The 21936-nt window shown below is 58.3% G+C and carries 24 protein-coding genes; 19 read left to right on the forward strand and 5 right to left on the reverse strand.

Annotation, left to right across the window (positions count from 1 at the left end; genetic code table 11):
• Positions 1 to 3 precede the first annotated feature (3 nt).
• On the reverse strand, positions 4 to 1038 hold the full coding sequence (hemE, locus tag FHT97_RS23070) for a uroporphyrinogen decarboxylase (protein WP_183864390.1): 1035 nt from the start codon (positions 1036 to 1038) through the stop codon (positions 4 to 6).
• Positions 1039 to 1439: 401 nt separating this feature from the next.
• On the opposite strand from hemE, the gene FHT97_RS23075 reads away from it, so the two are divergent.
• Genes FHT97_RS23075 through dnaQ form a run of 5 tightly spaced genes read left to right on the forward strand, consistent with a single transcriptional unit; the run spans position 1440 to position 5056 of the window.
• The gene (locus FHT97_RS23075) at positions 1440 to 2261 is read left to right on the forward strand and encodes a pyruvate, water dikinase regulatory protein (protein ID WP_183864391.1); all 822 of its coding nucleotides are present in this window, start codon (positions 1440 to 1442) and stop codon (positions 2259 to 2261) included.
• Between the two features lie 31 nt (positions 2262 to 2292).
• Positions 2293 to 2892 carry a Maf-like protein gene (locus FHT97_RS23080; RefSeq protein WP_183864392.1) on the forward strand — a complete coding sequence of 200 codons (600 nt, stop codon included), beginning with the start codon at positions 2293 to 2295 and terminating at the stop codon, positions 2890 to 2892.
• Positions 2885 to 3742 (forward strand): shikimate dehydrogenase, encoded by an 858-nt coding sequence (locus FHT97_RS23085; RefSeq protein ID WP_183864393.1) that lies wholly within the window; start codon positions 2885 to 2887, stop codon positions 3740 to 3742. Before FHT97_RS23080 ends, FHT97_RS23085 begins: the two co-directional genes overlap by 8 nt.
• Positions 3742 to 4353: a dephospho-CoA kinase gene (gene coaE / locus FHT97_RS23090; RefSeq protein WP_183864394.1), complete on the forward strand. Its 612-nt coding sequence runs from the start codon at positions 3742 to 3744 to the stop codon at positions 4351 to 4353. The genes FHT97_RS23085 and coaE overlap by 1 nt, the downstream gene beginning before the upstream one ends.
• Entirely contained in the window at positions 4346 to 5056 is a 711-nt protein-coding gene (gene dnaQ / locus FHT97_RS23095; RefSeq protein WP_183864395.1) for a DNA polymerase III subunit epsilon, read from the forward strand. Before coaE ends, dnaQ begins: the two co-directional genes overlap by 8 nt.
• 57 nt (positions 5057 to 5113) lie before the next feature.
• Here dnaQ and secB read toward each other — a convergent pair whose 3' ends face one another.
• Positions 5114 to 5596, reverse strand: a complete 483-nt coding sequence (gene secB / locus FHT97_RS23100; RefSeq protein WP_016556856.1) for a protein-export chaperone SecB — start codon at positions 5594 to 5596, stop codon at positions 5114 to 5116.
• Between the two features lie 91 nt (positions 5597 to 5687).
• Positions 5688 to 6176 (reverse strand): FxsA family protein, encoded by a 489-nt coding sequence (locus FHT97_RS23105; RefSeq protein WP_183864396.1) that lies wholly within the window; start codon positions 6174 to 6176, stop codon positions 5688 to 5690.
• Positions 6177 to 6301: 125 nt separating this feature from the next.
• On the opposite strand from FHT97_RS23105, the gene FHT97_RS23110 reads away from it, so the two are divergent.
• The 5 genes from FHT97_RS23110 (at position 6302) to gyrB (ending at position 11622) form a co-directional block, all read left to right on the forward strand.
• Positions 6302 to 7003, forward strand: coding sequence for a Tim44/TimA family putative adaptor protein (locus tag FHT97_RS23110; protein ID WP_183864397.1), 702 nt, complete (start codon positions 6302 to 6304; stop codon positions 7001 to 7003).
• Positions 7000 to 8118, forward strand: a complete 1119-nt coding sequence (locus tag FHT97_RS23115; protein ID WP_183864398.1) for a murein transglycosylase A — start codon at positions 7000 to 7002, stop codon at positions 8116 to 8118. The genes FHT97_RS23110 and FHT97_RS23115 overlap by 4 nt, the downstream gene beginning before the upstream one ends.
• Complete coding sequence (locus FHT97_RS23120) at positions 8118 to 8678, forward strand: Smr/MutS family protein (RefSeq protein ID WP_183864399.1); 561 nt, start codon at positions 8118 to 8120, stop codon at positions 8676 to 8678. Before FHT97_RS23115 ends, FHT97_RS23120 begins: the two co-directional genes overlap by 1 nt.
• Complete coding sequence (locus FHT97_RS23125; protein WP_183864400.1) at positions 8675 to 9052, forward strand: helix-turn-helix transcriptional regulator; 378 nt, start codon at positions 8675 to 8677, stop codon at positions 9050 to 9052. The genes FHT97_RS23120 and FHT97_RS23125 overlap by 4 nt, the downstream gene beginning before the upstream one ends.
• Before the next feature lie 134 nt (positions 9053 to 9186).
• Entirely contained in the window at positions 9187 to 11622 is a 2436-nt protein-coding gene (gyrB, locus tag FHT97_RS23130; protein WP_183864401.1) for a DNA topoisomerase (ATP-hydrolyzing) subunit B, read from the forward strand.
• Between the two features lie 66 nt (positions 11623 to 11688).
• Here gyrB and FHT97_RS23135 read toward each other — a convergent pair whose 3' ends face one another.
• Positions 11689 to 12282 (reverse strand): nitroreductase family protein, encoded by a 594-nt coding sequence (locus FHT97_RS23135; RefSeq protein WP_183864402.1) that lies wholly within the window; start codon positions 12280 to 12282, stop codon positions 11689 to 11691.
• Positions 12283 to 12674: 392 nt separating this feature from the next.
• Here FHT97_RS23135 and FHT97_RS23140 point away from each other — a divergent pair, with 392 nt between their 5' ends.
• The 9 genes from FHT97_RS23140 to FHT97_RS23180 all read left to right on the forward strand — a co-directional run bounded on the left by FHT97_RS23140 (position 12675) and on the right by FHT97_RS23180 (position 21560).
• Positions 12675 to 13517 (forward strand): fumarylacetoacetate hydrolase family protein, encoded by an 843-nt coding sequence (locus FHT97_RS23140; RefSeq protein WP_183864403.1) that lies wholly within the window; start codon positions 12675 to 12677, stop codon positions 13515 to 13517.
• Between the two features lie 206 nt (positions 13518 to 13723).
• The gene (locus tag FHT97_RS23145) at positions 13724 to 15001 is read left to right on the forward strand and encodes a polyhydroxyalkanoate depolymerase (RefSeq protein WP_183864404.1); all 1278 of its coding nucleotides are present in this window, start codon (positions 13724 to 13726) and stop codon (positions 14999 to 15001) included.
• A 145-nt stretch (positions 15002 to 15146) separates the two neighbouring features.
• Positions 15147 to 15581, forward strand: a complete 435-nt coding sequence (locus tag FHT97_RS23150) for a DUF2852 domain-containing protein (protein ID WP_114714233.1) — start codon at positions 15147 to 15149, stop codon at positions 15579 to 15581.
• A gap of 93 nt (positions 15582 to 15674) precedes the next feature.
• Positions 15675 to 16436, forward strand: a complete 762-nt coding sequence (locus FHT97_RS23155; RefSeq protein ID WP_183864405.1) for a M48 family metallopeptidase — start codon at positions 15675 to 15677, stop codon at positions 16434 to 16436.
• Between the two features lie 73 nt (positions 16437 to 16509).
• Positions 16510 to 17178 (forward strand): phosphoribosylanthranilate isomerase, encoded by a 669-nt coding sequence (locus tag FHT97_RS23160; RefSeq protein ID WP_183864406.1) that lies wholly within the window; start codon positions 16510 to 16512, stop codon positions 17176 to 17178.
• 2 nt (positions 17179 to 17180) lie between these two features.
• Entirely contained in the window at positions 17181 to 18401 is a 1221-nt protein-coding gene (trpB, locus tag FHT97_RS23165) for a tryptophan synthase subunit beta (RefSeq protein ID WP_183864407.1), read from the forward strand.
• A 3-nt stretch (positions 18402 to 18404) separates the two neighbouring features.
• Positions 18405 to 19244 carry a tryptophan synthase subunit alpha gene (gene trpA, locus FHT97_RS23170; RefSeq protein ID WP_183864408.1) on the forward strand — a complete coding sequence of 280 codons (840 nt, stop codon included), beginning with the start codon at positions 18405 to 18407 and terminating at the stop codon, positions 19242 to 19244.
• Positions 19245 to 19283: 39 nt separating this feature from the next.
• A complete protein-coding gene (gene accD / locus FHT97_RS23175) occupies positions 19284 to 20186 on the forward strand; it encodes an acetyl-CoA carboxylase, carboxyltransferase subunit beta (protein WP_016556872.1) in 903 nt (300 codons plus the stop codon).
• A gap of 21 nt (positions 20187 to 20207) precedes the next feature.
• On the forward strand, positions 20208 to 21560 hold the full coding sequence (locus FHT97_RS23180; protein ID WP_183864409.1) for a folylpolyglutamate synthase/dihydrofolate synthase family protein: 1353 nt from the start codon (positions 20208 to 20210) through the stop codon (positions 21558 to 21560).
• A 51-nt stretch (positions 21561 to 21611) separates the two neighbouring features.
• Here FHT97_RS23180 and trxA read toward each other — a convergent pair whose 3' ends face one another.
• The gene (gene trxA, locus FHT97_RS23185; protein WP_007528746.1) at positions 21612 to 21932 is read right to left on the reverse strand and encodes a thioredoxin; all 321 of its coding nucleotides are present in this window, start codon (positions 21930 to 21932) and stop codon (positions 21612 to 21614) included.
• Positions 21933 to 21936: the final 4 nt, after the last annotated feature.

Below are 21936 nucleotides of genomic sequence, written 5' to 3' on the forward strand. Positions count from 1 at the left end.
GGGCTATCGCCTCCAACCGCGGACATGGTCCACGAGCAGCTGGACATTTTGAGGGTTCGCCTGGGGGGTAATCCCATGACCGAGATTGAAGATCAGCGGGCCGTTACCGAGCTTGTCGAGGACATCGTTGATACCATCCATCAGAGCTCCGCCACCGGCCACCACGCGCATCGGATCGAGGTTACCCTGAACCGCACCGTCTTTCTGCAGCTCTACAGCGAAATTCAGTGGCACCGACCAGTCGAGACCGATCGCATCCGCCTTCGTCCGCTGACGATAGCTCTTCAGCAGGAAGCCGGCGCCCTTTGCAAAGGCGATGATCCGGGCATTCGGCCGTCGTGCTTTTATGGAGGCGATCATCCGCGCGACCGGCTTCACCGCGAATGCCTCGAATTCCCGCTCACCGAGAACACCGGCCCAGGAATCGAAAATCTGCACAGCGTCGGCCCCGGCATCGATCTGCGCGACGAGATAGTCGGCTGACACTTCCGCCAAAACAGCAAGCAGGTGTTCGAAAGCTTTCGGATGTTTGTAGGCGAAGAGCCGGGCAGGGGCCTGATCGGGCGTTCCGTGACCGGCTATCATATAAGTCGCCACCGTCCACGGAGCGCCACAGAAGCCGAGCAAAGTCGTCTCGGCAGGCAGCTCATTTCGAAGACGCTCAACTGTTTCGAGAACCGGTTTGAGGTAGTCGACGACGTGGTCGAACTCCAGTCGGCCGATTCCGGTTTCATCGATCGGATCCATCTCCGGTCCATGCCCTTCCGTGAAGCGAACGTTGCGTTTCATCGCATCCGGAATCACGAGAATATCGGAAAAGAGGATGGCTGCATCAAAACCATAGCGACGAATGGGTTGGAGCGTTACCTCAACGGCATGGTCAGGCGTATAGCAAAGGTCCAGGAAACTTCCTGCCTTCGCGCGCGTTTCTCTATACTCGGGAAGGTATCGTCCGGCCTGCCTCATCAGCCAGATTGGAGGGGGGCTGAGTGTCTCGCCGTCCAAGACCCTCATGATTTTCCGGCGGCTGTCTCCCACGCTTCTCTTCCCTATAAAAAATCAAAGATAATTTAAAAGGTTTCTATTTCTTAGAGTCTGTTTCTATCAAGGATTAAAATCGATCCACTACCGGAGCGTTTTGTCGCGCTGCCGCCGCGCCAAGGGGAGGAGACGGAGAACCGCTACACGAAAATCGGGGATAGACGGAAATATGAGAATATTTACAATCGGATAGAGAACGCAAGTTCGGGCGGAACTGTGGAAAAAGTATCGACTTTCGTGGAACGGTCACCAACTATCCACAGAACCAACAAGCGACTTTTTTGAGCTTCCGCGAAATTCGATTTGTGGAAAAGGTGGCATGTTTTCCCTTGCCTTATCCCCGCCGTGTCTCTTAGCTCTCGGCTGTCCAGTCTTTTCAACAGGTGGCCAATAATAACGTGGAGAACCGCCCAAACTTCTTCCATCTACATCTGATTTCTGACTCGACCGGCGAAACACTGATTTCTGCCGGCCGCGCGGCTTCGGCACAATTCAAAGCCGCACAGCCGATCGAGCACGTCTACCCGTTGGTCCGCAATCGCAAGCAGCTTCTGCAGGTGCTGCAGTCGATCGATAGTCAGCCTGGGATCGTTCTTTATACGATTGTCGACCGCGAGCTCGCGACCTTCATCGATCAGCGCTGTGCGGAGATGGGCGTTGCGTCCGTCAACGTGCTTGAACCGGTCATGAACGCTTTCCAGATCTATCTCGGTGCACCGTCACGCCGTCGCGTCGGTGCGCAACACGTAATGAATGCCGGCTACTTTGCCCGCATTGAAGCGCTTAACTTTACGATGGATCACGATGACGGACAGATGCCCGACGACTACAATGACGCCGATGTTGTCATCATTGGCATCAGTCGAACGTCGAAAACTCCGACGAGCATCTACCTCGCCAATCGCGGCATCAAGACGGCGAACATCCCGATTGTCCACGGCGTGCCGCTTCCGGACGGACTACTCACCGCGACCAAACCTCTGATTGTCTGCCTGATTGCTACGACCGATCGGATATCGCAGGTTCGCGAGAACCGTATTTTGGGAGCAACTCCTGGCTTTGACCGCGGGCAATACACCGACCGGGCTGCCATCTCGGAGGAACTGAAATACGCGCGGTCGCTCTGTGCCCGGCACAACTGGCCCCTTATCGACGTGACGCGCCGCTCCATCGAAGAGACTGCAGCAGCGATTGTTGCGCTCCGTCCGAAGCTCCGTTAAGCGCTGTCACATCAGACCTGTTCGAGGCTCCATGGTACCCAAGCTCATTCTCGCATCCTCCAGCCCGTTCCGCCGCATGCTGATGCAAAATGCCGGGCTCGCCTTCGACGCACATGCAGCCCAGATTGACGAGCGCGCGGTTGAAGCGCCTCTCGAACGAGAAGGCGCTACGCCGGATACTGTGGCGCTCGTCCTCGCCAAGGCGAAGGCGAAGGAAGTCAGCGACCGGTTTCCGGCGTGCTTCGTCATCGGCTCTGATCAGACGATGTCGCTTGGGCCGCAGACCTTCCACAAGCCAAAGGACATGGCGGATGCTGCGAACCACCTTCGCGCGCTCTCGGGCAAGACACATCGGCTGAACAGCGCGATCGCGATTGCTTACGGCGGCGACATCGTCTGGGAGCATGTCTCGCACGCGGACCTAACGATGCGACCGCTAACCACCGATTTCATCGCTCGGCATTTGAACCGGGTGGGGGAGAGGGCACTCGGCAGCGTCGGTGCCTATCAACTCGAGGGAGAGGGGCTTCAATTGTTTTCGAAGATCGATGGAGACTATTTTACAATCTTGGGGTTACCGATGTTGCCGCTGTTGGAGAAGCTCAGAGAATTGGGTGCCATCGATGCATGATTCACGTGAAACATTCGAGCCAAAGGCCTTCGTCACAGGCTTTCCCGTCAAGCATTCCAGGTCCCCTCTCATCCATGGCTACTGGCTGAAGACCCTTGGATTGCCAGGTTCGTACTGCGCCCACGAGGTTGCGCCTAACGATTTTGCAGCCTTTGTAGATTCTCTGAAGAACGGCGAATCCGGCTTCGTAGGCGGCAATGTCACCATCCCGCATAAGGAAATGGCGTTCAAACTTGCCGACGATCCCGATGAACTTTCCGAAGAATTGGGCGCATCCAATACGCTTTGGATGGACAACGGCCGGCTGAAGGCGACAAATACGGATGGACGCGGCTTTACGGCCAATCTCGATGAACGACATTCCGGTTGGGACGAGGCGGAAAAGGCGGTGGTCCTCGGCGCGGGAGGGGCAAGCCGAGCCATCATCCAGGCCCTGCGCGACCGAGGCGTCAAGGAAATTCATCTGGTCAACAGAACGGTCGAGCGCGCCAAGGAATTGGCGGATCGGTTTGGACCCAAGATACATGCTCATTCGATGGCTGCGCTACCTGAAGTCATGAGTGGCGTGGGTCTTTTCGTCAACACGACGTCGCTGGGTATGGATGGCGAAGGCGCGCCTCGGATCGATTTTTCGCCGTTACTCTCCGATGCCGTTGTGACGGATATCGTCTACGTCCCCCTGATGACGCCGTTCCTGGTGCAGGCCCAACAGCAAGGCTTCGCTGTTGTCGACGGGCTCGGCATGCTGCTGCACCAAGCCGTGCCCGGATTTGAGAAATGGTTCGGGCATCGCCCGGCGGTCGACGAGAAGCTGCGTGCGATCATCATTGAGGATATGGACAGGCATTGATGTTGCGGATTGGACTGACCGGCTCGATTGGAATGGGCAAATCAACCATGGCAAAGCTCTTCGCTGAAGCAGGAGTGCCCGTGAATGATTCCGATGCCGTCGTCCATGACCTTTACGCCGGCGAGGCAGCACCGCTTGTCGATGCGGCCTTTCCCGGCACGATGAAGGACGGTGCCGTCGATCGGCAGGAGCTCGGTCGTCAGTTGGCCGGAAGCCCGGACGGTTTCAGGCGCCTCGAAGCCATCGTCCATCCGCTTGTGAGAAAGCGCGAGTTAGAATTCATCGAACGTGAGCGGCAACGCGGCTCGCCAATGGTGTTGATCGATATCCCGCTGTTGTTCGAAACAGGGGCTGAGAACAGGGTCGATGTCATCGTGGTCGTCAGCTGTGATCCACAGATACAGCGAGACCGCGTACTTGCGCGGCCGGGAATGACAGTGGAAAAATTCAATATGATTCTTGCGCGCCAGACGCCGGATGCGGAAAAGCGAGCAAGAGCCGATTATGTGATCGATACCGGGCATAGCATCGAAACGGCCAGAACACGGGTCGCCGAGATTATCTCGGACCTGAAGCGGCGGCTCGCCAGCGGGGACTTCCTGAATGCGTGAAATCATCTTCGATACGGAAACCACGGGCCTCGATAACCGTGTGGACCGCATTATCGAGATCGGCGGCATCGAGCTTTTCAATCATTTTCCGACCGGCAATACGATCCATATTTACATCAATCCGGGCGATCAGAAAGTACACCCGGACGCGCTTGCCGTTCACGGCATCACCGATGAGTTCCTCAAGGACAAGCCCTCGTTCGCAGATGTTGCGCAGCAAATTATCGATTTCTTTGGCGACGCGAAATGGATCGCGCATAATGCCACGTTCGATATGGGCTTCATAAACGCTGAGCTCGCAAGGCTCGATTTGCCGCCGATTCTGCCTGACCGCGTGCTCGACACACTGTCGATGGCGCGCCGCAAGCATCCGATGGGACCCAACTCGCTCGATGCGCTTTGTCGCCGCTATGGCATCGATAATGCACATCGAACGAAGCACGGCGCGCTTCTCGACTCCGAACTGCTGGCCGATGTCTACATCGAGATGATCGGTGGCCGTCAGGCCGCCCTTGGCCTCGGAACCGCCGCGAGCAATTCGGCAGGCCAGGAAATCGTGGTCGAGGAAATCATCGTCGGGACGCTCGAACGGCCGCGGCCCCTTGCGCCGCGTCTCAGCGAAGCCGAGCAGCAAGCCCATGACGCGCTCATTGCCAAACTCGGCGCCAAGGGTGTCTGGGGAAAATACGATCTCGCAAACTAAAAATGCCCGGGGCGACCCGGGCATTCGATTTTGTTCCAGCGTGCTATGCGCGAACTGTTAGTTCGTGGTTGCCTGGACCTTGGCACGGGCCTGCTCTTCGGCAACCCGCTGCGCAAACATCTGAGAGAAATCAATCGGATCGATCATCAGCGGCGGGAAGCCGCCATTACGCGTGACGTCGGCAATGATCTGACGTGCGAACGGGAAGAGCATGCGGGGGCACTCGATAAAGAGGACCGGCAGCATGTGCTCCTGCGGGAAACCCGCAATCCGGAAAACGCCGCCATAGACGAGCTCAGTGTGGAACACCGTCTTGTCACCATCCTTGGCTTCGGCGTTCAGAGAGAGAACGACGTCGAAATCCGTATCGGAGAGCGGATTGGCGTTGACGTTGACATTAATGTTGATGGCCGGAGCCTTGTCACGCGCCTGCAGCGAACGCGGAGCACCCGGATTTTCGAAGGAGAGATCCTTGGTATACTGGGCAAGGATGGTAAGGCTCGGGCTCGTTGCACCGTTATTGCTGTTTTCGTCGGCCATTGGCTTTTCCTCGAGGGCATTGGATGGTGCCGCTCTATCATTTCGGGCATGGCCTTACAACCCTGAGCCAGCTTGCCGCCTCGACCGCCTCCTACTTGCCCAGATGCTTTCCCGACCAGGGAGAGTTGCCGTTCGGCTCGCGCCGAAAGTCATCGTCGTCCAGGTCCACGATCTTCGAGTCCTTGGAGCGGCCAGAGGAGCTGAAGCCGCCCGTTGGGCCTACGACGACGAAACGGCGGCTGACATACCGCCAGGCCAGATCGCGCACAGCTGGAATGAAGATCAGCAACGCCACGATGTCGGTGATGAAGCCAGGGACCATCAGCAACAATGCGGCAATCACGAACATGGCCGGACGAAGCAGTTCTCGCCCCGGCACCATTCCGTTTCGCCCTTCAGCGGACATGCGGCGCAGGATTCCGACGCCCTGACGCCTGAGCAGGGCCATGCCGACCATGAAGCTTAGAATGACCAGCGCCAGCGTCGGCCAAAGTCCGATCACTCTTCCGACGAGCACGAAACCGGCAATCTCAGCGAGCGGCAACAGCAGCAGAAAACCAGGCAGGATCTTCAAGGGCATCGTCTAATTCCGGCCTAAGCCGGACTCCGTTGGAGGGTCGCGTTGCAGACCCCATTTGAATCATCTGTATAGGCGGACTATATGGGAGTACAAATCAGGGATGTTAACAGCGGCTGCGGCGGGATATGGGTTCAAACGACTTCATCACATTGTTTTTTCTCGTGGCGGCGGTGCTGATTTTTCTGCAACTGCGCAGCGTTCTCGGTCGCCGTACGGGAAATGAGAAGCCCCCGCGCGATCTTTACACGCCGCGCGACGCCGTTGCGCCTGACTCGCCGGATGCTGGAAAGGTAGTAACACTGCCGCGTCGCGATGCGTCGGCCGAAGAAGACGATCGTTTTGCCGCAATCGACGCCTTTGCTCCAGCCGGCACATCGCTGAACGAATCGCTCCGGGAAATCAACAAGGCTGATGCTTCGTTCAATCCGAAGGAATTCGTGAACGGCGCCCGAATGGCCTATGAAATGATTGTGATGGCGTTTGCGGATGGCGATCGCAAGGCTCTGAAGAACCTCCTATCGCGCGAAGTTTATGACGGCTTCGATGCCGCCATTTCAGACCGTGAATCCAGGGGCGAGAAGGTGAAGTCGACCTTCGTCGGTATCGATAAGGCCGAGATCACCAGCGCCGAAATCAAAGGCACGGAGGTGCAGATTACGCTTCGCCTCGTCAGCCAGTTGATCTCAGCCACCTATGACAACGCTGACAAGCTCATTGATGGCGATGCGGAGAATGTCGCGGAGGTCAACGATCTCTGGACTTTTGCACGCGACACCCGTTCGCGGGATCCCAACTGGAAACTCGTGGCCACCGAATCGGAAGCATGAGTGAGGAAACCCCGGGCTTTGCCCTGCAAGCAATAAGCTTCGATGATCTGGAAGGCTGGAAGGATGATGATCCCTCCGGCCTTTTTGAAGCAATGGAGGCATGTCGCCGGCAGATCAGCGAGGTTAAGGCATACCGGACGGGCTCGCTCGGGTTGACGGCACAGGATCTTTTGCCGCTGCTCGAAGCGGCGCGGAGTGCGAGGATTTCATCGGCTACCGATGCCCGGGCTTTCCTCCAATCCCACTGTCGACCCTTCCGAATTTGCCGGATGGATGGCAGTCCGGGTTTCGTTACTGCCTTCTATGAGCCTGAGGTTTTGGTTTCGGCGGTACCGGACGAAGACTATCGCTTTCCCTTCTATCGGCGCCCCGACGACCTGATCGATCTTGATGAGGGTAATCGTCCGGCCACTTTACCTGGTGGCTATGCGTTCGGCAGGCTGACAGATGGCGCAATTGACGCCTATCCGGATCGTCGTGAGATTGACGAGGGTTTCCTGGCTGGCCGAGGATTGGAGATTGCCTGGGCAAAGTCGAAGGTCGACGTCTTCTTTGTTCATGTGCAAGGTGCAGCACGCCTGCGATATCCGGACGGCGCCATCGGCCGGATTACCTATGCAGCGAAGGCCGGACATCCGTTCTCGGCGATTGGCAAGTTGTTGATCGAGCGCGGAGAAATCGAACGCTCGGAAATTTCGATGCAGGCCATTCGGCGATGGCTGGCTTCACACCCCGGTCAGGTTGATGAAATTCTCTGGCATAATCGTTCCTATATTTTCTTCCGGGAAGTTCCGTCGGCGGATTTGAACGCCGGCCCCATTGCGGCGGCAAAAGTGCCGTTGATTGCCGGTCGTTCGCTGGCCGTTGACCGGCTCATTCACACATTTGGCTTCACATTCTTCATTCGCTCCGAAAACCTGGTCCACCTGGACGGGGGACGACCGTTCGCGCGGCTGATGCTGGCGCTCGATACCGGGTCGGCCATCGTCGGCCCGGCGCGAGGTGATATCTTTACCGGATCCGGGGACCAAGCGGGGGAGCTTGCAGGAACAGTGCGTCACGATGCCGACTTCTTTATCCTGCTTCCGAACGCCGCAGCGGAGAGATTCGCCTGATGGCACGCGACCGAAAGCTCAGTACGGATGAAAGGATACTCTGGGGCAAGGTGGCACGTAGTACGCGGCCTATGCCCGGCAAGCAGGACGACTTGACTGAGCTCGACGCTTTTCTGACAGAGGCGGAGGCTGAAAGCGGGAGGGCAGCGAGCCCGAAATCATCGTCTGAAAGCTTGGTCGCAGCTATGCCTCCGGCTCCGAAATCGCGATCCGGTCTCCATCACCCACTCGAAAGACCGGTCAAACGTAAGATCGCCAAGGGGCGGCTGCCGCTCGAAGCCCGTATCGACCTACATGGGCTGGTTCAAAGCGAAGCCCACATCTTGCTTCTCGAATTTCTGATAAGGGCCCACGAGCGGGGGATGAGACATGTTCTCGTCATTACCGGCAAGGGCAGTTCGCTTGGCAGTGACGGCGCACTGAAGCGTGCTGTCCCGATGTGGTTTTCGAAGCCCGAGTTTCGCTATTTCATCTCATCCTATGAAACGGCAGCCCAACATCACGGGGGTGAGGGCGCGCTCTATATCAGGCTGTCACGCCGACATGGAGAAAGGTTGTGACGCCGTTCGGCGAGGCGATCCGCAAGCTGCGCGAGCGCAAGGGTGTCTCGCAGAAGCAGATGGCAGCTGCCCTCAATGTCTCTCCGGCCTATCTCTCCGCACTCGAGCATGGCAAGCGCGGCTTGCCCAGCTTCGATCTGCTCCAGCGGATCGCCGGTTACTTCAACATCATTTGGGATGAAGCAGAGGAACTTTTCCTTTTGGCGCGTTCTTCCGACCCCCGCGTGGTGGTGGATACGTCCGGTTTGTCGGCCGAACATACCGCATTTGCGAACCTTCTGGCCGGCTGTATTCGCGATCTCGATCAAACGACGCTGGGCGAACTGACAAGCATTCTCGAAAACGGCGGAAAAGCGGACGGAAAACGGTCATAATCCCCTGATTTATGGCCAGTTTGAGCCCGCTGGCATTGGGAACTTCGATCAAAAACCCTATATTCTGGCATGTAAAAGGCAGGTGATTCGCAAGTCTCTTCTCTGCCCCGACAACAGGGAAATTCTCGAAAAGTATGACCGATATACCCACGACGGAAAACGGCGTTAGCACCGAATATGGCGCAGACTCGATCAAGGTTCTGAAGGGCCTTGATGCGGTGCGCAAGCGCCCGGGTATGTATATCGGTGATACCGATGACGGCTCCGGCCTTCATCACATGGTTTATGAGGTCGTCGACAACGCGATCGACGAAGCTCTCGCCGGCCACGCCGATATCGTGACCGTGACGCTCAATCCCGACGGGTCGGTCACCGTCACCGACAACGGTCGCGGTATCCCGACGGACATTCATAGCGGCGAAGGCGTGTCGGCCGCTGAGGTCATCATGACGCAGCTGCACGCCGGCGGTAAGTTCGACCAGAATTCCTACAAGGTCTCCGGCGGTCTGCACGGCGTCGGCGTTTCCGTCGTCAACGCGCTTTCCGTCTGGCTGAGGCTGAAGATCCGCCGTCAGGGCAAGATCCATGAAATGAGCTTCACGCATGGCGTGGCCGACGCACCATTGAAGGTGATCGGAGACGCCGGCGATGAAACGGGTACGGAAGTCAGCTTCATGCCGAGTACCGAAACCTTTACGATGACCGAATTCGATTACGGCACGCTGGAGCATCGCCTACGCGAGCTCGCATTCCTGAACTCCGGTGTACGCATCCTGCTCAGCGATAAGCGCCATTCGGATATCAAGCAGGAAGAGATGATCTACGACGGCGGCCTGGAGGCCTTCGTTTCCTATCTCGACCGCGCCAAGAAGCCGCTAGTCGACAAGCCGGTGGCGATCCGCGGGGAGAAAGATGGGATTACCGTCGAGGTCGCGATGTGGTGGAACGACAGCTACCACGAGAACGTCTTGTGCTTCACCAACAACATCCCGCAGCGCGACGGTGGCACGCACATGGCCGGCTTCCGCGCCGCGCTGACCCGCCAGATCACCTCCTACGCCGATACGTCGGGGATCACAAAGAAGGAAAAGGTGACCCTGACTGGCGACGATTGCCGCGAAGGCCTGACGGCCGTTCTTTCCGTAAAGGTGCCGGATCCGAAGTTTTCGTCGCAAACCAAAGACAAGCTGGTTTCCTCGGAAGTTCGCCCCGTTGTCGAAAACCTCGTCAGCGAAGCGCTGAGCACGTGGCTCGAAGAGCATCCGTCGGAAGCCAAGGTGCTGGTCGGCAAGGTGGTCGAAGCCGCCGCGGCGCGCGAAGCTGCCCGTAAGGCGCGCGAACTCACCCGCCGCAAGGGTGCCCTCGACATTGCCTCTCTGCCCGGCAAGCTCGCCGATTGTTCCGAGCGTGATCCCGCCAAGTCCGAAGTCTTCCTCGTCGAGGGCGACTCGGCAGGTGGTTCGGCCAAGCAGGGGCGTTCGCGCGAAAACCAGGCTATCCTGCCGCTGCGCGGAAAGATCCTCAACGTCGAGCGTGCTCGCTTCGACAAGATGCTGTCCAGCCAGGAAATCGGTACGCTGATTACCGCGCTTGGCACCGGCATTGGCAAGGACGAGTTCAACGCGGAAAAGCTGCGCTACCACAAGATCATTATCATGACGGATGCTGACGTCGACGGCGCCCACATTCGTACTCTGCTTCTGACTTTCTTCTTCCGTCAGATGCCTGAGCTGATCGAGCGTGGTCACCTCTATATCGCTCAGCCGCCGCTCTATAAGGTATCGCGCGGCAAGTCGATCCAGTACCTGAAGAACGAGAAGGCCCTTGAGGATTATCTTATTGCCCAGGGCCTGGAAGATGCCGCCTTGAGGCTCGGCAGCGGTGAAGTGCGCACAGGGCAGGACGTTGGCGAGGTGATCAGCGACGCGTTGCGTCTTCGCGCGCTGCTCGACAACTTGCATTCGCGCTACAATCGCGCTGTCGTCGAACAGGCGGCGATCGCCGGCGCTCTGAACGCCGAAGCGGTCAGCGACCGCGGGAGAGCAGAACAGCTGGCTGGCGAAGTTGCCAGCAGGCTCGATCTGATTGCGGAAGACACCGAGCGGGGTTGGGAAGGGGGCGTGACCAGCGAAGGTGGCCTCAAGCTCGAGCGCATGGTGCGTGGCGTAAAGGAAGTCGTCGTCCTTGACATGGCCTTGATCGGCTCGCAGGACGCAAGGCTTATCGATCAGCTGTCGGCTCGGCTGAAGGAAATCTATCAGACACCTCCATCGCTCTCCCGGCGCGACGGCAACATGGAAATTTCCGGCCCCCGAGCACTTCTGGACGCGATTTTCGCAAGCGGTCGCAAGGGGTTGACGATGCAGCGTTACAAGGGTCTCGGCGAAATGAATGCCGAACAGCTCTGGGAAACGACGTTGGATCCGAACGTTCGTTCACTGCTCCAGGTCAAAGTTGCCGACGCTACGGATGCCGATGGCCTCTTCGCTCGCTTGATGGGTGACGAAGTCGAGCCGCGCAGGGAGTTCATCCAGGACAACGCACTCAGCGTCGCAAACCTCGATATCTAAGATATCGAAACCTCAGATTTGTATCCAAGGCCCCGCGCTTCAACGTGGGGTTTTGCTTTATAAATCCTAGTTCGCGATGAACTTGCCGCGGAAGGCGACCTCGGAAAGAGACTTGCGCTGGCTCGGAACTTCCCGCTCCTGGTTGCGCTCTGAAAGCACGCTCTTGTCGGCAAGGCGACCAACCGCTACGCCTGCCTCGACCCGGTAGCTCTCGGGAATCGAGAACGCCTTGTGGATTTCCTCGTGCTTGATGCCGCCCATGCCGTGGGCATAGAAGCCTGAAAGCCGGGCCTGCAGCGCGAGATAGCCCCAGGCGGTGCCGGCGTCGAACGAGTGCGTGTAGCTCTTCCTTCCTTCGGAAAAGTCGCCGTTGAAACTCCTTGAAACAACGTAGATGAGCGCCGAAGCGTTTTTCGCCCACTCCTGGTTCGACTCGACCAAGAGGTCGACGAACTTGCTCCAGTCCTCCGAGCCATTGAGTGCATAGACAAAACGCCAGGGTTGCTGATTGGCGGACGATGGTGCCCAATGCGCTGCGTCGAGAATTGTCAAAAGAACCGATTCATCAATCACTTCTCCGGTAAACGCGCGAGGCGACCAGCGATCGAGGAACAACGGGTCGATCGCATACTGGGATTCACGGCTATTGCTCTTTGTCATTGCGCTTCCGAGTGCGGTTTCTCACATATCCTAGTGGATGTTGAGTTTTTGGCAGAGAAGATACTTGCTGGCATGGGCGCTGGCGATAGTCGACCTTGCATATCAAGCTCCTTCCCGCTTGTCTTAGGCTTCATCAGAGGCGCTTGGCAAGCGATGGTCGCTTACTGGGAGAGCGCAAGTCTCTCTTGTCACTAGCTGCGCACGCGTCGCAAAGTGATGAAAGGAAACTGATCTTCTTGCAGGCGGGGCCTGGTCAAAGATTGATCGTCGGAAGGCTGGATCTACGGAAATTTTCTGGAGCTGCGTACCGCTTCGCCAAAAAGCCGTAATGACACCGGTGAATATGTCGTTCATAGGTGATCACGACGTCGCTTTTTCTGAGGAGGAATTTCATGAAGCTTATGCGTGTTGGAGAGACTGGCCATGAGAAGCCCGCCATGCTCGATTCCGATGGCAAGATCCGTGATCTTTCCGCGCATGTCGCGGATATTGGCGGCGAAGCGATCTCGCCCGAAGGCTTATCGAAGCTTCAGGCTATTGACCCGAAGAGCCTGCCGGAATTGGCACCCGGCCGCATCGGCGCCTGCGTTGCCGGAACCGGAAAGTTCATTTGCATCGGCCTGAATTTTTCCGATCATGCCGCGGAAACTGGCGCGACCGTCCCGCCGGAGCCCGTCATCTTCATGAAGGCAACGTCGGCAATCGTGGGGCCGAACGACAATGTCCTCATTCCGCGCGGCTCCGAGAAGACCGACTGGGAAGTGGAACTCGGCGTCGTCATCGGCAAAACGGCGAAGTATGTCAGTGAAGCCGATGCGCTTGATTACGTCGCCGGCTATTGTGTGTCCCACGACGTCTCCGAGCGGGCCTTCCAGACGGAGCGTGCCGGCCAATGGACCAAGGGCAAGTCGTGCGACACGTTTGGTCCGATCGGGCCCTGGCTCGTCACCAAGGACGAAATCGCGGATCCGCAAAACCTCGGGATGTGGCTGAAGGTCAATGGCGAAACCATGCAAAACGGCTCGTCGAAGACGATGGTTTATGGCGTTGCCTACGTGGTGTCCTATCTCAGCCAGTTCATGTCCCTGCATCCGGGCGATGTCATCTCGACTGGGACGCCTCCTGGCGTCGGCATGGGCATGAAGCCACCGCGGTTTCTTAAGTCCGGTGACGTCGTTGAGCTCGGTATCGAGGGTCTGGGCTCACAGAAGCAGACCTTCGCGGCTGACCGCTGAGACCCCATTCCGAGATCATTAAGCATTCGAGCGCACCATCATGCCGGGATAATTTTCCCGGCATTTCTTTTTGCGGTGCGGATGCCAATGTTGCTGCGCAACAAAAACCTGTTAATCTGCGTTGAGGTGCCAGCACGTCGTTGGAAAGAATCCGATGCCTTTTCAATCGGCGTCGTCTTCCAGATTAGAGAAAGGTGGCGCATCTCATGTTCTATCAGCTTTATGAATTGAACCATGCTGCATTGGCGCCTTATCGTGCTTTCGCCGATATCATGCGCATGGTCTATGCCAATCCGTTCAATCCCATTTCGCAGACGCCCTGGGGCCGCACTATGGCGGCAAGTCTCGAAATGTTCGAGCGCACAACGCGCCGCTACGGCAAACCCTCATTCGATCTGAAAGAGACCGTCATCGGCGACCGAAAGGTTGCTGTCCGAGAAGAGATTGTCTGGTCACGCCCCTTCTGCAGCCTACTCCATTTCGCCCGCAATGTTCCGAGTGGTCATGTGTCAGACCCGCGCATTCTCGTTGTTGCGCCGATGTCCGGGCACTATGCGACGCTGCTGCGCGGTACGGTTGAGGCGCTATTGCCAAATGCCGACATCTACATCACGGACTGGATGGATGCTCGCATGGTGCCGATGACGGAGGGCACCTTCGATTTCGATGATTACGTCGACTACGTCATCGAAATGCTGCGCTTCCTCGGTCCAGACACCCACGTCATCGCCGTCTGTCAGCCGTCCGTACCTGTACTGGCCGCGGCCGCGGTGATGGAGGCGGAAAACGATCCGTTTTCGCCGTCTTCGATGACATTGATGGGCGGACCGATTGATACGCGCATCAACCCGACGGCGGTAAACCAGCTAGCCAAGGAGCGGTCGCTGGAGTGGTTTGCCGACAACGTGATCATGAACGTGCCGTGGCCTCAGCCGGGCTTCATGCGCCCGGTCTATCCAGGATTCCTGCAGCTGTCCGGCTTCATGTCGATGAACCTCGATCGGCACGTGATCGCGCACAAGGAATTCTTCATGCATCTCGTGAAGAATGACGGCGAGCCGGCCGAGAAGCACCGTGATTTCTACGACGAATATCTGGCGGTCATGGATTTGACGGCCGAGTTCTACCTTCAGACGGTCGACCAGGTGTTCATCAAGCACGCGCTGCCGAAGGGCGAATTGGTCCACCGCGGCAAGCTTGTCGATCCCGCCGCGATCCGCAACGTTGCCCTTCTGACCGTAGAAGGCGAGAATGACGATATCTCGGGCGTTGGCCAAACTCAGGCTGCCCAGACCATCTGCATCAACATCCCCGACAGTATGCGCATGCACTACCTGCAGCCCGATGTCGGCCACTATGGAGTCTTTAACGGCTCGCGCTTCCGCCGCGAAATCGCTCCACGCATCGTCAATTTCGTCAGGGAACATGCGCGTACAGGAAAGCCTGCTGTAAAGCGGGTGATCAAAGGCGGTAAGTCCAGCTGAATTAGTGGATTCTGAATTAGTAATTGTATTTCAAGGTGTTGTGCGATTTAGACGTGCCCCGTCTTGAAGCTTCCTGGCCGTGTAACCACATCGATTCTAGCGCTCGGCATCTTGCCGGGCGCGGAAAATGCGAGGACACCGCACGATGAACCAGTCAGCATTGCTTCGCCCGGATTGGACTCCGGCTACCATTGCCCTGATGATCCTCGGCTTCGTGGTCTTCTGGCCTCTGGGTCTGGCCATGCTCGCCTACATCATCTTCGGGGAGCGTCTGCGCGGTTTCAAGCGCGACGCCAACAATGCCGCGGATGGATTCTTTGCCGGCTGCCGACGTTCGCATGGCCGCTATCGCCCGCATTTCTCGACGGGCAACGTCGCCTTCGACGACTGGCGGAAGGCCGAGCTCGACCGGCTCGAAGAAGAACGTCGCAAGTTGGATGAGATGCGCGAAGAGTTCGATTCCTACGTACGCGAACTGCGCCGCGCCAAGGACCAGGAAGAGTTCGACCGCTTCATGCGCGATCGCAAGAACGCCAAGCGTGACGATAATGGCCCGGTAGCAGAATACCAGACGCCGTAATTCCAGGACTGTTCAGCACTGAAACTTGAACCGGCATCGTTGATGCCGGCTTTTCTTTGTCTGCAGGACAGGCGAATCATATAGAAAGAACCCATGTTCCCGCTTCTCGCAAAGCCACGCCGCAGCGTTCGGAAGCCGGCTCCGCCGGAGACCCGAACGCTTGACGTGGCTGGCCGCCTGATGCCGCTGACGATCAAGCAACACGAGCGGGCGACCCGTATTACCCTGCGTATCGAGCCGGGTGGCCGGGCACTGAAGATGACGATCCCGAGTGGGTTAGCACCGCAGGAGGTGAATGCGTTCCTTGACCGTCATCAGGGCTGGCTGCTGACGAAGCTTGCCAAATTCTCCACTGATGGCTCTCTTCGTGACGGCGGCACTGTTCCTTTCCGCGGCGTGTCTCATCGCATTTACCATACGGGCAGCCTTCGCGGGCTGACGGAGGGCGTCGTCGTCGATGGCAAACCCGTGCTCAAGGTCAGCGGGATGCCCGAGCATGTCGGGCGACGCATTGCGGCTTTCCTGAAGAAGGAGGCGCGAGCCGATCTTGAGAGGTTGGCAACGCTGCACGCCCGATCAATCAATGCACCGATCAAGTCGATCGCCATGAAGGACACTCGCAGTCGATGGGGATCCTGCTCGTCCGAAGGCAATCTAAGCTTTTCCTGGCGCATCGTCATGGCGCCACCGTCGGTCGTTGACTATCTGGCGGCGCACGAAGTGGCCCATCTCAGGGAGATGAATCACGGACCGCGCTTCTGGGCGCTCTGCAAAAAGCTCTGCCCTCACATGGAAGAGGCAAAAGCCTGGTTGAAGCGTCACGGCAGCCAGCTTCACGCCATCGATTTTGATTGATCGAAGCCTCGAAAATTCAGCTTTTGTCGCGATTTGGCTCGACTCCAAGCGTATTTCGTGTCACTTCGCTGCCATGAAACCAGATATCAAAATCTGCGGGTTGAAGACAGCTGAAGCGATCGATCGCGCCTTGGCAAGGGGCGCCACGCATATCGGCTTCATTTTCTTCGAGAAGAGCCCACGCTACATCGAGCCGGATATCGCCGGCAGGCTTGCAGAGCCGGCTCGCGGCAAGGCCAAGATCGTTGCCGTCACCGTAAATCCGAGCAACGACGATCTCGATGAGATCGTGGCGCTGTTGAAGCCGGATATTCTCCAGCTGCACGGCGACGAGAGCCCTGAGCGCGTATTGACCATAAAGGCGGTGTATGGACTGCCGGTCATGAAGGCTTTCTCCGTGCGGACGGCCGACGACTTAAAGCGGGTCGAGGCTTACATTGGCATTGCCGATCGTTTCCTGTTCGACGCCAAGCCCCCGAAGGGATCCGATTTGCCCGGTGGCAACGGGGTTTCCTTCGATTGGAGCTTGCTCTCTTGGCTTGACGACAATGTGGATTACATGCTTTCCGGTGGCTTGAACAAAGCCAACATTGCCGAGGCGCTCGCCATGACCAAGGCGCCCGGGATCGATGCGTCTTCCGGCGTCGAAAGCGCGCCGGGCGTCAAGGATGTGGCAATGATCGATGAGTTTTTCGATGCGGTCGCGTGGGCCTGCCAGCCCGAAGCGGCCTCAGGGAGTTGAGAGTGAACCAGACGCCAAAACCGAATTCCTTCCGTTCCGGCCCTGATGAAGACGGCCGTTTCGGTATTTACGGCGGCCGCTTCGTCGCCGAGACGCTGATGCCTTTGATCCTCGACCTTCAGGACGAGTGGAACAAGGCAAAGGACGATCCGGAATTCCAGGCGGAGCTGAAACAGCTTGGTACCCACTACATCGGCCGCCCAAGCCCGCTCTATTTCGCTGAGCGCCTCACGGCCGAACTCGGCGGCGCGAAGATCTACTTCAAGCGCGAAGAGCTGAACCACACCGGTTCGCACAAGATCAACAACTGCATCGGCCAGATCCTGCTCGCCAAGCGTATGGGCAAGACCCGCATCATCGCGGAAACCGGTGCCGGTCAGCACGGCGTTGCCTCCGCAACGGTTGCCGCCCGCTTCGGGTTCCCTTGCGTCGTTTACATGGGCGCAACCGACGTTGAGCGTCAGGCGCCGAACGTGTTTCGCATGAAGCTGCTTGGCGCCGAGGTGAAGCCAGTCACGGCCGGCCATGGCACGCTCAAGGACGCCATGAACGAGGCGCTGCGTGACTGGGTCACCAACGTCGATGATACCTATTACCTGATCGGCACGGCTGCCGGCCCGCATCCCTATCCGGAAATGGTCCGTGACTTCCAGGCAGTCATCGGCACCGAAGCTCGTGAGCAGATTTTGGAGGCCGAAGGGCGCTTGCCGGATCTCGTTATCGCCGCCGTCGGCGGGGGCTCCAATGCGATCGGCATCTTTCATCCGTTCCTCGACGATGAGAGCGTCAAGATCGTCGGCGTCGAAGCGGGCGGCAAGGGCCTCAATGGCGATGAGCACTGCGCCTCGATCACCGCAGGCTCGCCCGGCGTCTTGCATGGCAACCGCACCTACCTACTGCAGGATAGCGACGGCCAGATCAAGGAAGGCCATTCGATTTCGGCTGGCCTCGACTATCCAGGCATTGGCCCGGAGCATTCCTACTTGAATGACATCGGCCGTGTTGAATACGTTCCGATCATGGACCATGAGGCGCTCGAAGCCTTCCAGACGCTCACCCGCCTCGAAGGCATTATTCCGGCGCTCGAGCCGTCGCACGCGCTGGCGGAAGTCATCAAGCGCGCCCCGAAGATGGGCAAGGACGAGGTCATCCTGATGAATCTCTCCGGCCGCGGCGATAAGGACATCTTCACTGTCGGCAAGATTCTGGGAATGGGTGAGTAAGTCATGACCGCACGTATGGACAAACGCTTCGCCGATTTGAAGGCGGAAGGCCGGCCGGCACTCGTCACCTATTTTATGGGCGGCGATCCCGACTACGAAACCTCGCTCGGCATCATGAAGGCCTTGCCGGAGGCGGGCTCCGATGTCATCGAGCTCGGCATGCCCTTCTCCGATCCGATGGCCGATGGCCCGGTGATCCAGATGGCTGGCCAGCGCGCTCTGAAGGGCGGTCAGACCCTAAAGAAGACACTGCAGCTTGCAGCCGATTTCCGCAAAGCCGATGACGCAACGCCGATCGTATTGATGGGGTACTATAACCCGATTTATATCTATGGCGTGGACAAGTTCGTCGATGATGCGCTGGCTGCCGGCATCGATGGCCTCATCATCGTTGATCTTCCGCCGGAGATGGATGACGAACTCTGCATCCCCGCCCTCAAGAAGGGGATTAATTTCATTCGCCTGGCAACGCCGACGACGGATGAAAAGCGCCTGCCGACCGTTCTCAAGAACACATCGGGCTTCGTCTATTACGTGTCGATGACCGGTATCACCGGCTCGGCGCTACCGGATACATCTCTCGTCTCCGGCGCCGTCAAGCGCATCAAGCAGCATACCGACCTGCCGGTTTGCGTTGGCTTCGGCGTCAAGACCGCCGACCATGCGAAGGTCATCGGCAGCTCGGCCGATGGCGTCGTCGTCGGCACCGCAATCGTCAATCAGGTGGCAGCAAGCCTCACTAAGGATGGGAAGGCAACCGCCGATACCGTCCAGGCCGTCGCCACGCTTGTTCGTGGACTGTCAACGGGGACACGTTCGGCGCGCCTTGTTGCTGCCGAATAGTTTCCCCACATTGGCAATAGTCAATCAGGAGTTTTCGACTTGAACTGGATCACCAACTACGTCCGCCCCCGCATCAATTCCATGCTGGGCCGCCGCGAAGTGCCGGAGAACCTCTGGATCAAGTGCCCGGAAACGGGTGAAATGGTCTTCCATAAAGATCTGGAGAGCAACAAGTGGGTCATTCCGGCGTCCGGCTATCACATGAAGATGCCGGCAAAGGCTCGTCTTGCCGATCTTTTCGATGACGGCGCCTACGAAGCGCTCGTCCAGCCGAAGGTCGCACAGGATCCGCTGAAGTTTCGCGATTCCAAGAAATACACGGACCGCCTGAAGGACAGCCGCGTTAAGACCGAGCAGGAAGACACGATCGTTGCCGGCGTCGGCAAGGTTCGTGGCCTGAAGCTCGTCGCCGTCGTTCACGAGTTCAACTTCATGGGCGGTTCGCTCGGCATTGCCGCCGGCGAGGCAATCGTGAAGGCCTTCGAACGCGCCATTGCGGAGAAGTGCCCGCTGGTTATGTTCCCGGCCTCGGGCGGTGCTCGCATGCAGGAGGGCATCCTGTCGCTCATGCAGCTGCCACGCACGACCGTTGCCGTCGACATGCTGAAGGAAGCGGGGCTGCCCTACATCGTCGTTTTGACGAACCCGACCACGGGTGGCGTTACGGCGTCTTACGCGATGCTCGGAGATCTGCACCTGGCAGAGCCCGGCGCGGAAATTTGCTTTGCCGGCAAGCGCGTCATCGAGCAGACGATCCGCGAAAAGCTGCCGGAAGGCTTCCAGACGTCGGAATACCTGCTGGAACACGGCATGGTCGACATGGTGGTCAAGCGCCACGATATTCCGGATACGCTGGCTCGCGTCTTGAAGATCCTGACCAAGAAGCCTGCAGCAAACCTCAACAAGGAAAGCGGGACGCTCGCGATCGCCGCGAGCGCCTGAGCCGACTAGGCGGGTCGCGCGATGATACCAAGGGGCCAAGCCGCAGTGAGCGAAGCAGCACAGGAAATCGATAAGCTGATGGGATTGCATCCCAAGGGCTTCGATCTATCCCTTGACCGCATTACCCGGCTTCTTTCCGTTCTCGGTGATCCGCAGAAAAAGCTGCCGCCCGTCATTCACGTGGCGGGCACGAACGGCAAGGGCTCGGTAACTGCCTTTTGCCGGGCTTTGCTGGAAGCCGGCGGCTACAGCGCCCACGTCCATACCTCTCCGCATTTGGTCAACTGGCACGAGCGCTATAGGATCGGTGTCAAAGGCAGCCGCGGCCAGCTGGTCGATGATGCGGTTTTCGCCGAGGCTGTGCGACGCGTCGCAGCAGCCAATGATGGTCAGAAGATCACTGTTTTTGAGATCCTGACCGCCGTCACCTTCATCCTTTTTTCCGAGCATCCGGCGGACGCGGCTATCATCGAGGTCGGCCTCGGGGGCCGTTTCGATGCGACCAACGTGATTTCCGACCCCGCCGTCTCCGTCATCATGCCGATTTCGCTGGACCATCAGCCTTATCTCGGCGATCGCGTCGAACTGATTGCGGCCGAAAAGGCAGGCATCATGAAGCGCCGTTGCCCGGTCGTTATCGGCAAGCAGGAGTATGATGCCGCGCTCGACGTCCTGATGTCGACTGCGGAGCGACTGAATTGCCCGACGGCCGTCTTCGGCCAGGACTATATGGCACATGAGGAATATGGACGCCTCGTCTATCAGGACGAGTTTGGCCTCGCCGACCTGCCGTTGCCGCGTCTTCCGGGTCGCCACCAGTATGCCAATGCTGCGGCAGCGATCCGCGCCGTCAAGGCTGCCGGCTTCACGGTTACCGAGACCATGATGGAAAAGGCGCTGCTGTCGGTCGAGTGGCCGGGTCGCCTTCAGCGACTGAACGACGGGCATTTGATGGCCAGTGCCCCGGCCAAGGCGGAAATCTGGGTCGATGGCGGCCACAATCCTGGCGCTGGGGAAGTCATCGCCGAAGCCATGGCGAATTTCGAGGAAAAGCAGTCACGGCCGCTGTTCCTGATCATTGGGATGATCAACACCAAGGATCCGGTCGGCTACTTCAAGGCTTTCAAGGGACTTGCCGAAAAGGTCTATTGCGTGCCGATCCGTGGCAGCGACTCGATGATTGACCCGGTTATCCTGGCAAACGCCGCATATGATGCGGGCCTCGTCGCGGAGCCGATGTCGACTGTCAGCGACGCGTTGGAAGCAGTCAAGGAAGGCGCCTTCGAACAGGCCCACCCGCCACGCATCCTGATCGGCGGTTCTCTTTATCTCGTCGGCGATGTGCTTGCCGACAACGGCACACCCCCGAAATGAAAAAAGCCCGGTCAAATGCCGGGCTTCTTCTTATCTGCTGATAGGAAATGCTTAAGCGGCGCTTGAGATCCAGCTCGAAAGAGCGGTCTTCGGGGCAGCGCCAACCTTGATGTCAGCAACTTCGCCGGCCTTGAACATGGCGAGCGTCGGAATGGAGCGGACGCCGAACTGAGCGGCCAGTTCCGGGTTCTCATCGATGTTGAGCTTGGCGACCTTCACCTTGCCCTGAAACTCCACAGCGAGTTCTTCGAGGCTGGGGGCGATCATCTTGCACGGGCCGCACCATTCAGCCCAGAAATCGACGACGACGGGTTCTGCGGATTCCAGAACTTCCGACTGGAAGTTGTTGATATCGACTTTTACGGTAGCCATAGGC

The organism is Rhizobium sp. BK399, assembly GCF_014194695.1.
Taxonomy (GTDB): Bacteria; Pseudomonadota; Alphaproteobacteria; order Rhizobiales; family Rhizobiaceae; genus Rhizobium.

Coding starts and splice junctions, on each gene's coding strand:
- FHT97_RS23160 (WP_183864406.1), top strand. CDS start 16,510: ATGAAACCAGATATCAAAATCTGCGGGTTGAAGACAGCTGAAGCGATC.
- dnaQ (WP_183864395.1), top strand. CDS start 4,346: ATGCGTGAAATCATCTTCGATACGGAAACCACGGGCCTCGATAACCGT.
- FHT97_RS23135 (WP_183864402.1), bottom strand. CDS start 12,282: ATGACAAAGAGCAATAGCCGTGAATCCCAGTATGCGATCGACCCGTTG.
- coaE (WP_183864394.1), top strand. CDS start 3,742: ATGTTGCGGATTGGACTGACCGGCTCGATTGGAATGGGCAAATCAACC.
- FHT97_RS23110 (WP_183864397.1), top strand. CDS start 6,302: ATGGGTTCAAACGACTTCATCACATTGTTTTTTCTCGTGGCGGCGGTG.
- FHT97_RS23155 (WP_183864405.1), top strand. CDS start 15,675: ATGTTCCCGCTTCTCGCAAAGCCACGCCGCAGCGTTCGGAAGCCGGCT.
- secB (WP_016556856.1), bottom strand. CDS start 5,596: ATGGCCGACGAAAACAGCAATAACGGTGCAACGAGCCCGAGCCTTACC.
- FHT97_RS23145 (WP_183864404.1), top strand. CDS start 13,724: ATGTTCTATCAGCTTTATGAATTGAACCATGCTGCATTGGCGCCTTAT.
- gyrB (WP_183864401.1), top strand. CDS start 9,187: ATGACCGATATACCCACGACGGAAAACGGCGTTAGCACCGAATATGGC.
- FHT97_RS23080 (WP_183864392.1), top strand. CDS start 2,293: ATGGTACCCAAGCTCATTCTCGCATCCTCCAGCCCGTTCCGCCGCATG.
- FHT97_RS23150 (WP_114714233.1), top strand. CDS start 15,147: ATGAACCAGTCAGCATTGCTTCGCCCGGATTGGACTCCGGCTACCATT.
- trxA (WP_007528746.1), bottom strand. CDS start 21,932: ATGGCTACCGTAAAAGTCGATATCAACAACTTCCAGTCGGAAGTTCTG.
- FHT97_RS23120 (WP_183864399.1), top strand. CDS start 8,118: ATGGCACGCGACCGAAAGCTCAGTACGGATGAAAGGATACTCTGGGGC.
- FHT97_RS23085 (WP_183864393.1), top strand. CDS start 2,885: ATGCATGATTCACGTGAAACATTCGAGCCAAAGGCCTTCGTCACAGGC.
- FHT97_RS23115 (WP_183864398.1), top strand. CDS start 7,000: ATGAGTGAGGAAACCCCGGGCTTTGCCCTGCAAGCAATAAGCTTCGAT.
- trpA (WP_183864408.1), top strand. CDS start 18,405: ATGACCGCACGTATGGACAAACGCTTCGCCGATTTGAAGGCGGAAGGC.
- FHT97_RS23105 (WP_183864396.1), bottom strand. CDS start 6,176: ATGCCCTTGAAGATCCTGCCTGGTTTTCTGCTGCTGTTGCCGCTCGCT.
- FHT97_RS23180 (WP_183864409.1), top strand. CDS start 20,208: ATGATACCAAGGGGCCAAGCCGCAGTGAGCGAAGCAGCACAGGAAATC.
- FHT97_RS23140 (WP_183864403.1), top strand. CDS start 12,675: ATGAAGCTTATGCGTGTTGGAGAGACTGGCCATGAGAAGCCCGCCATG.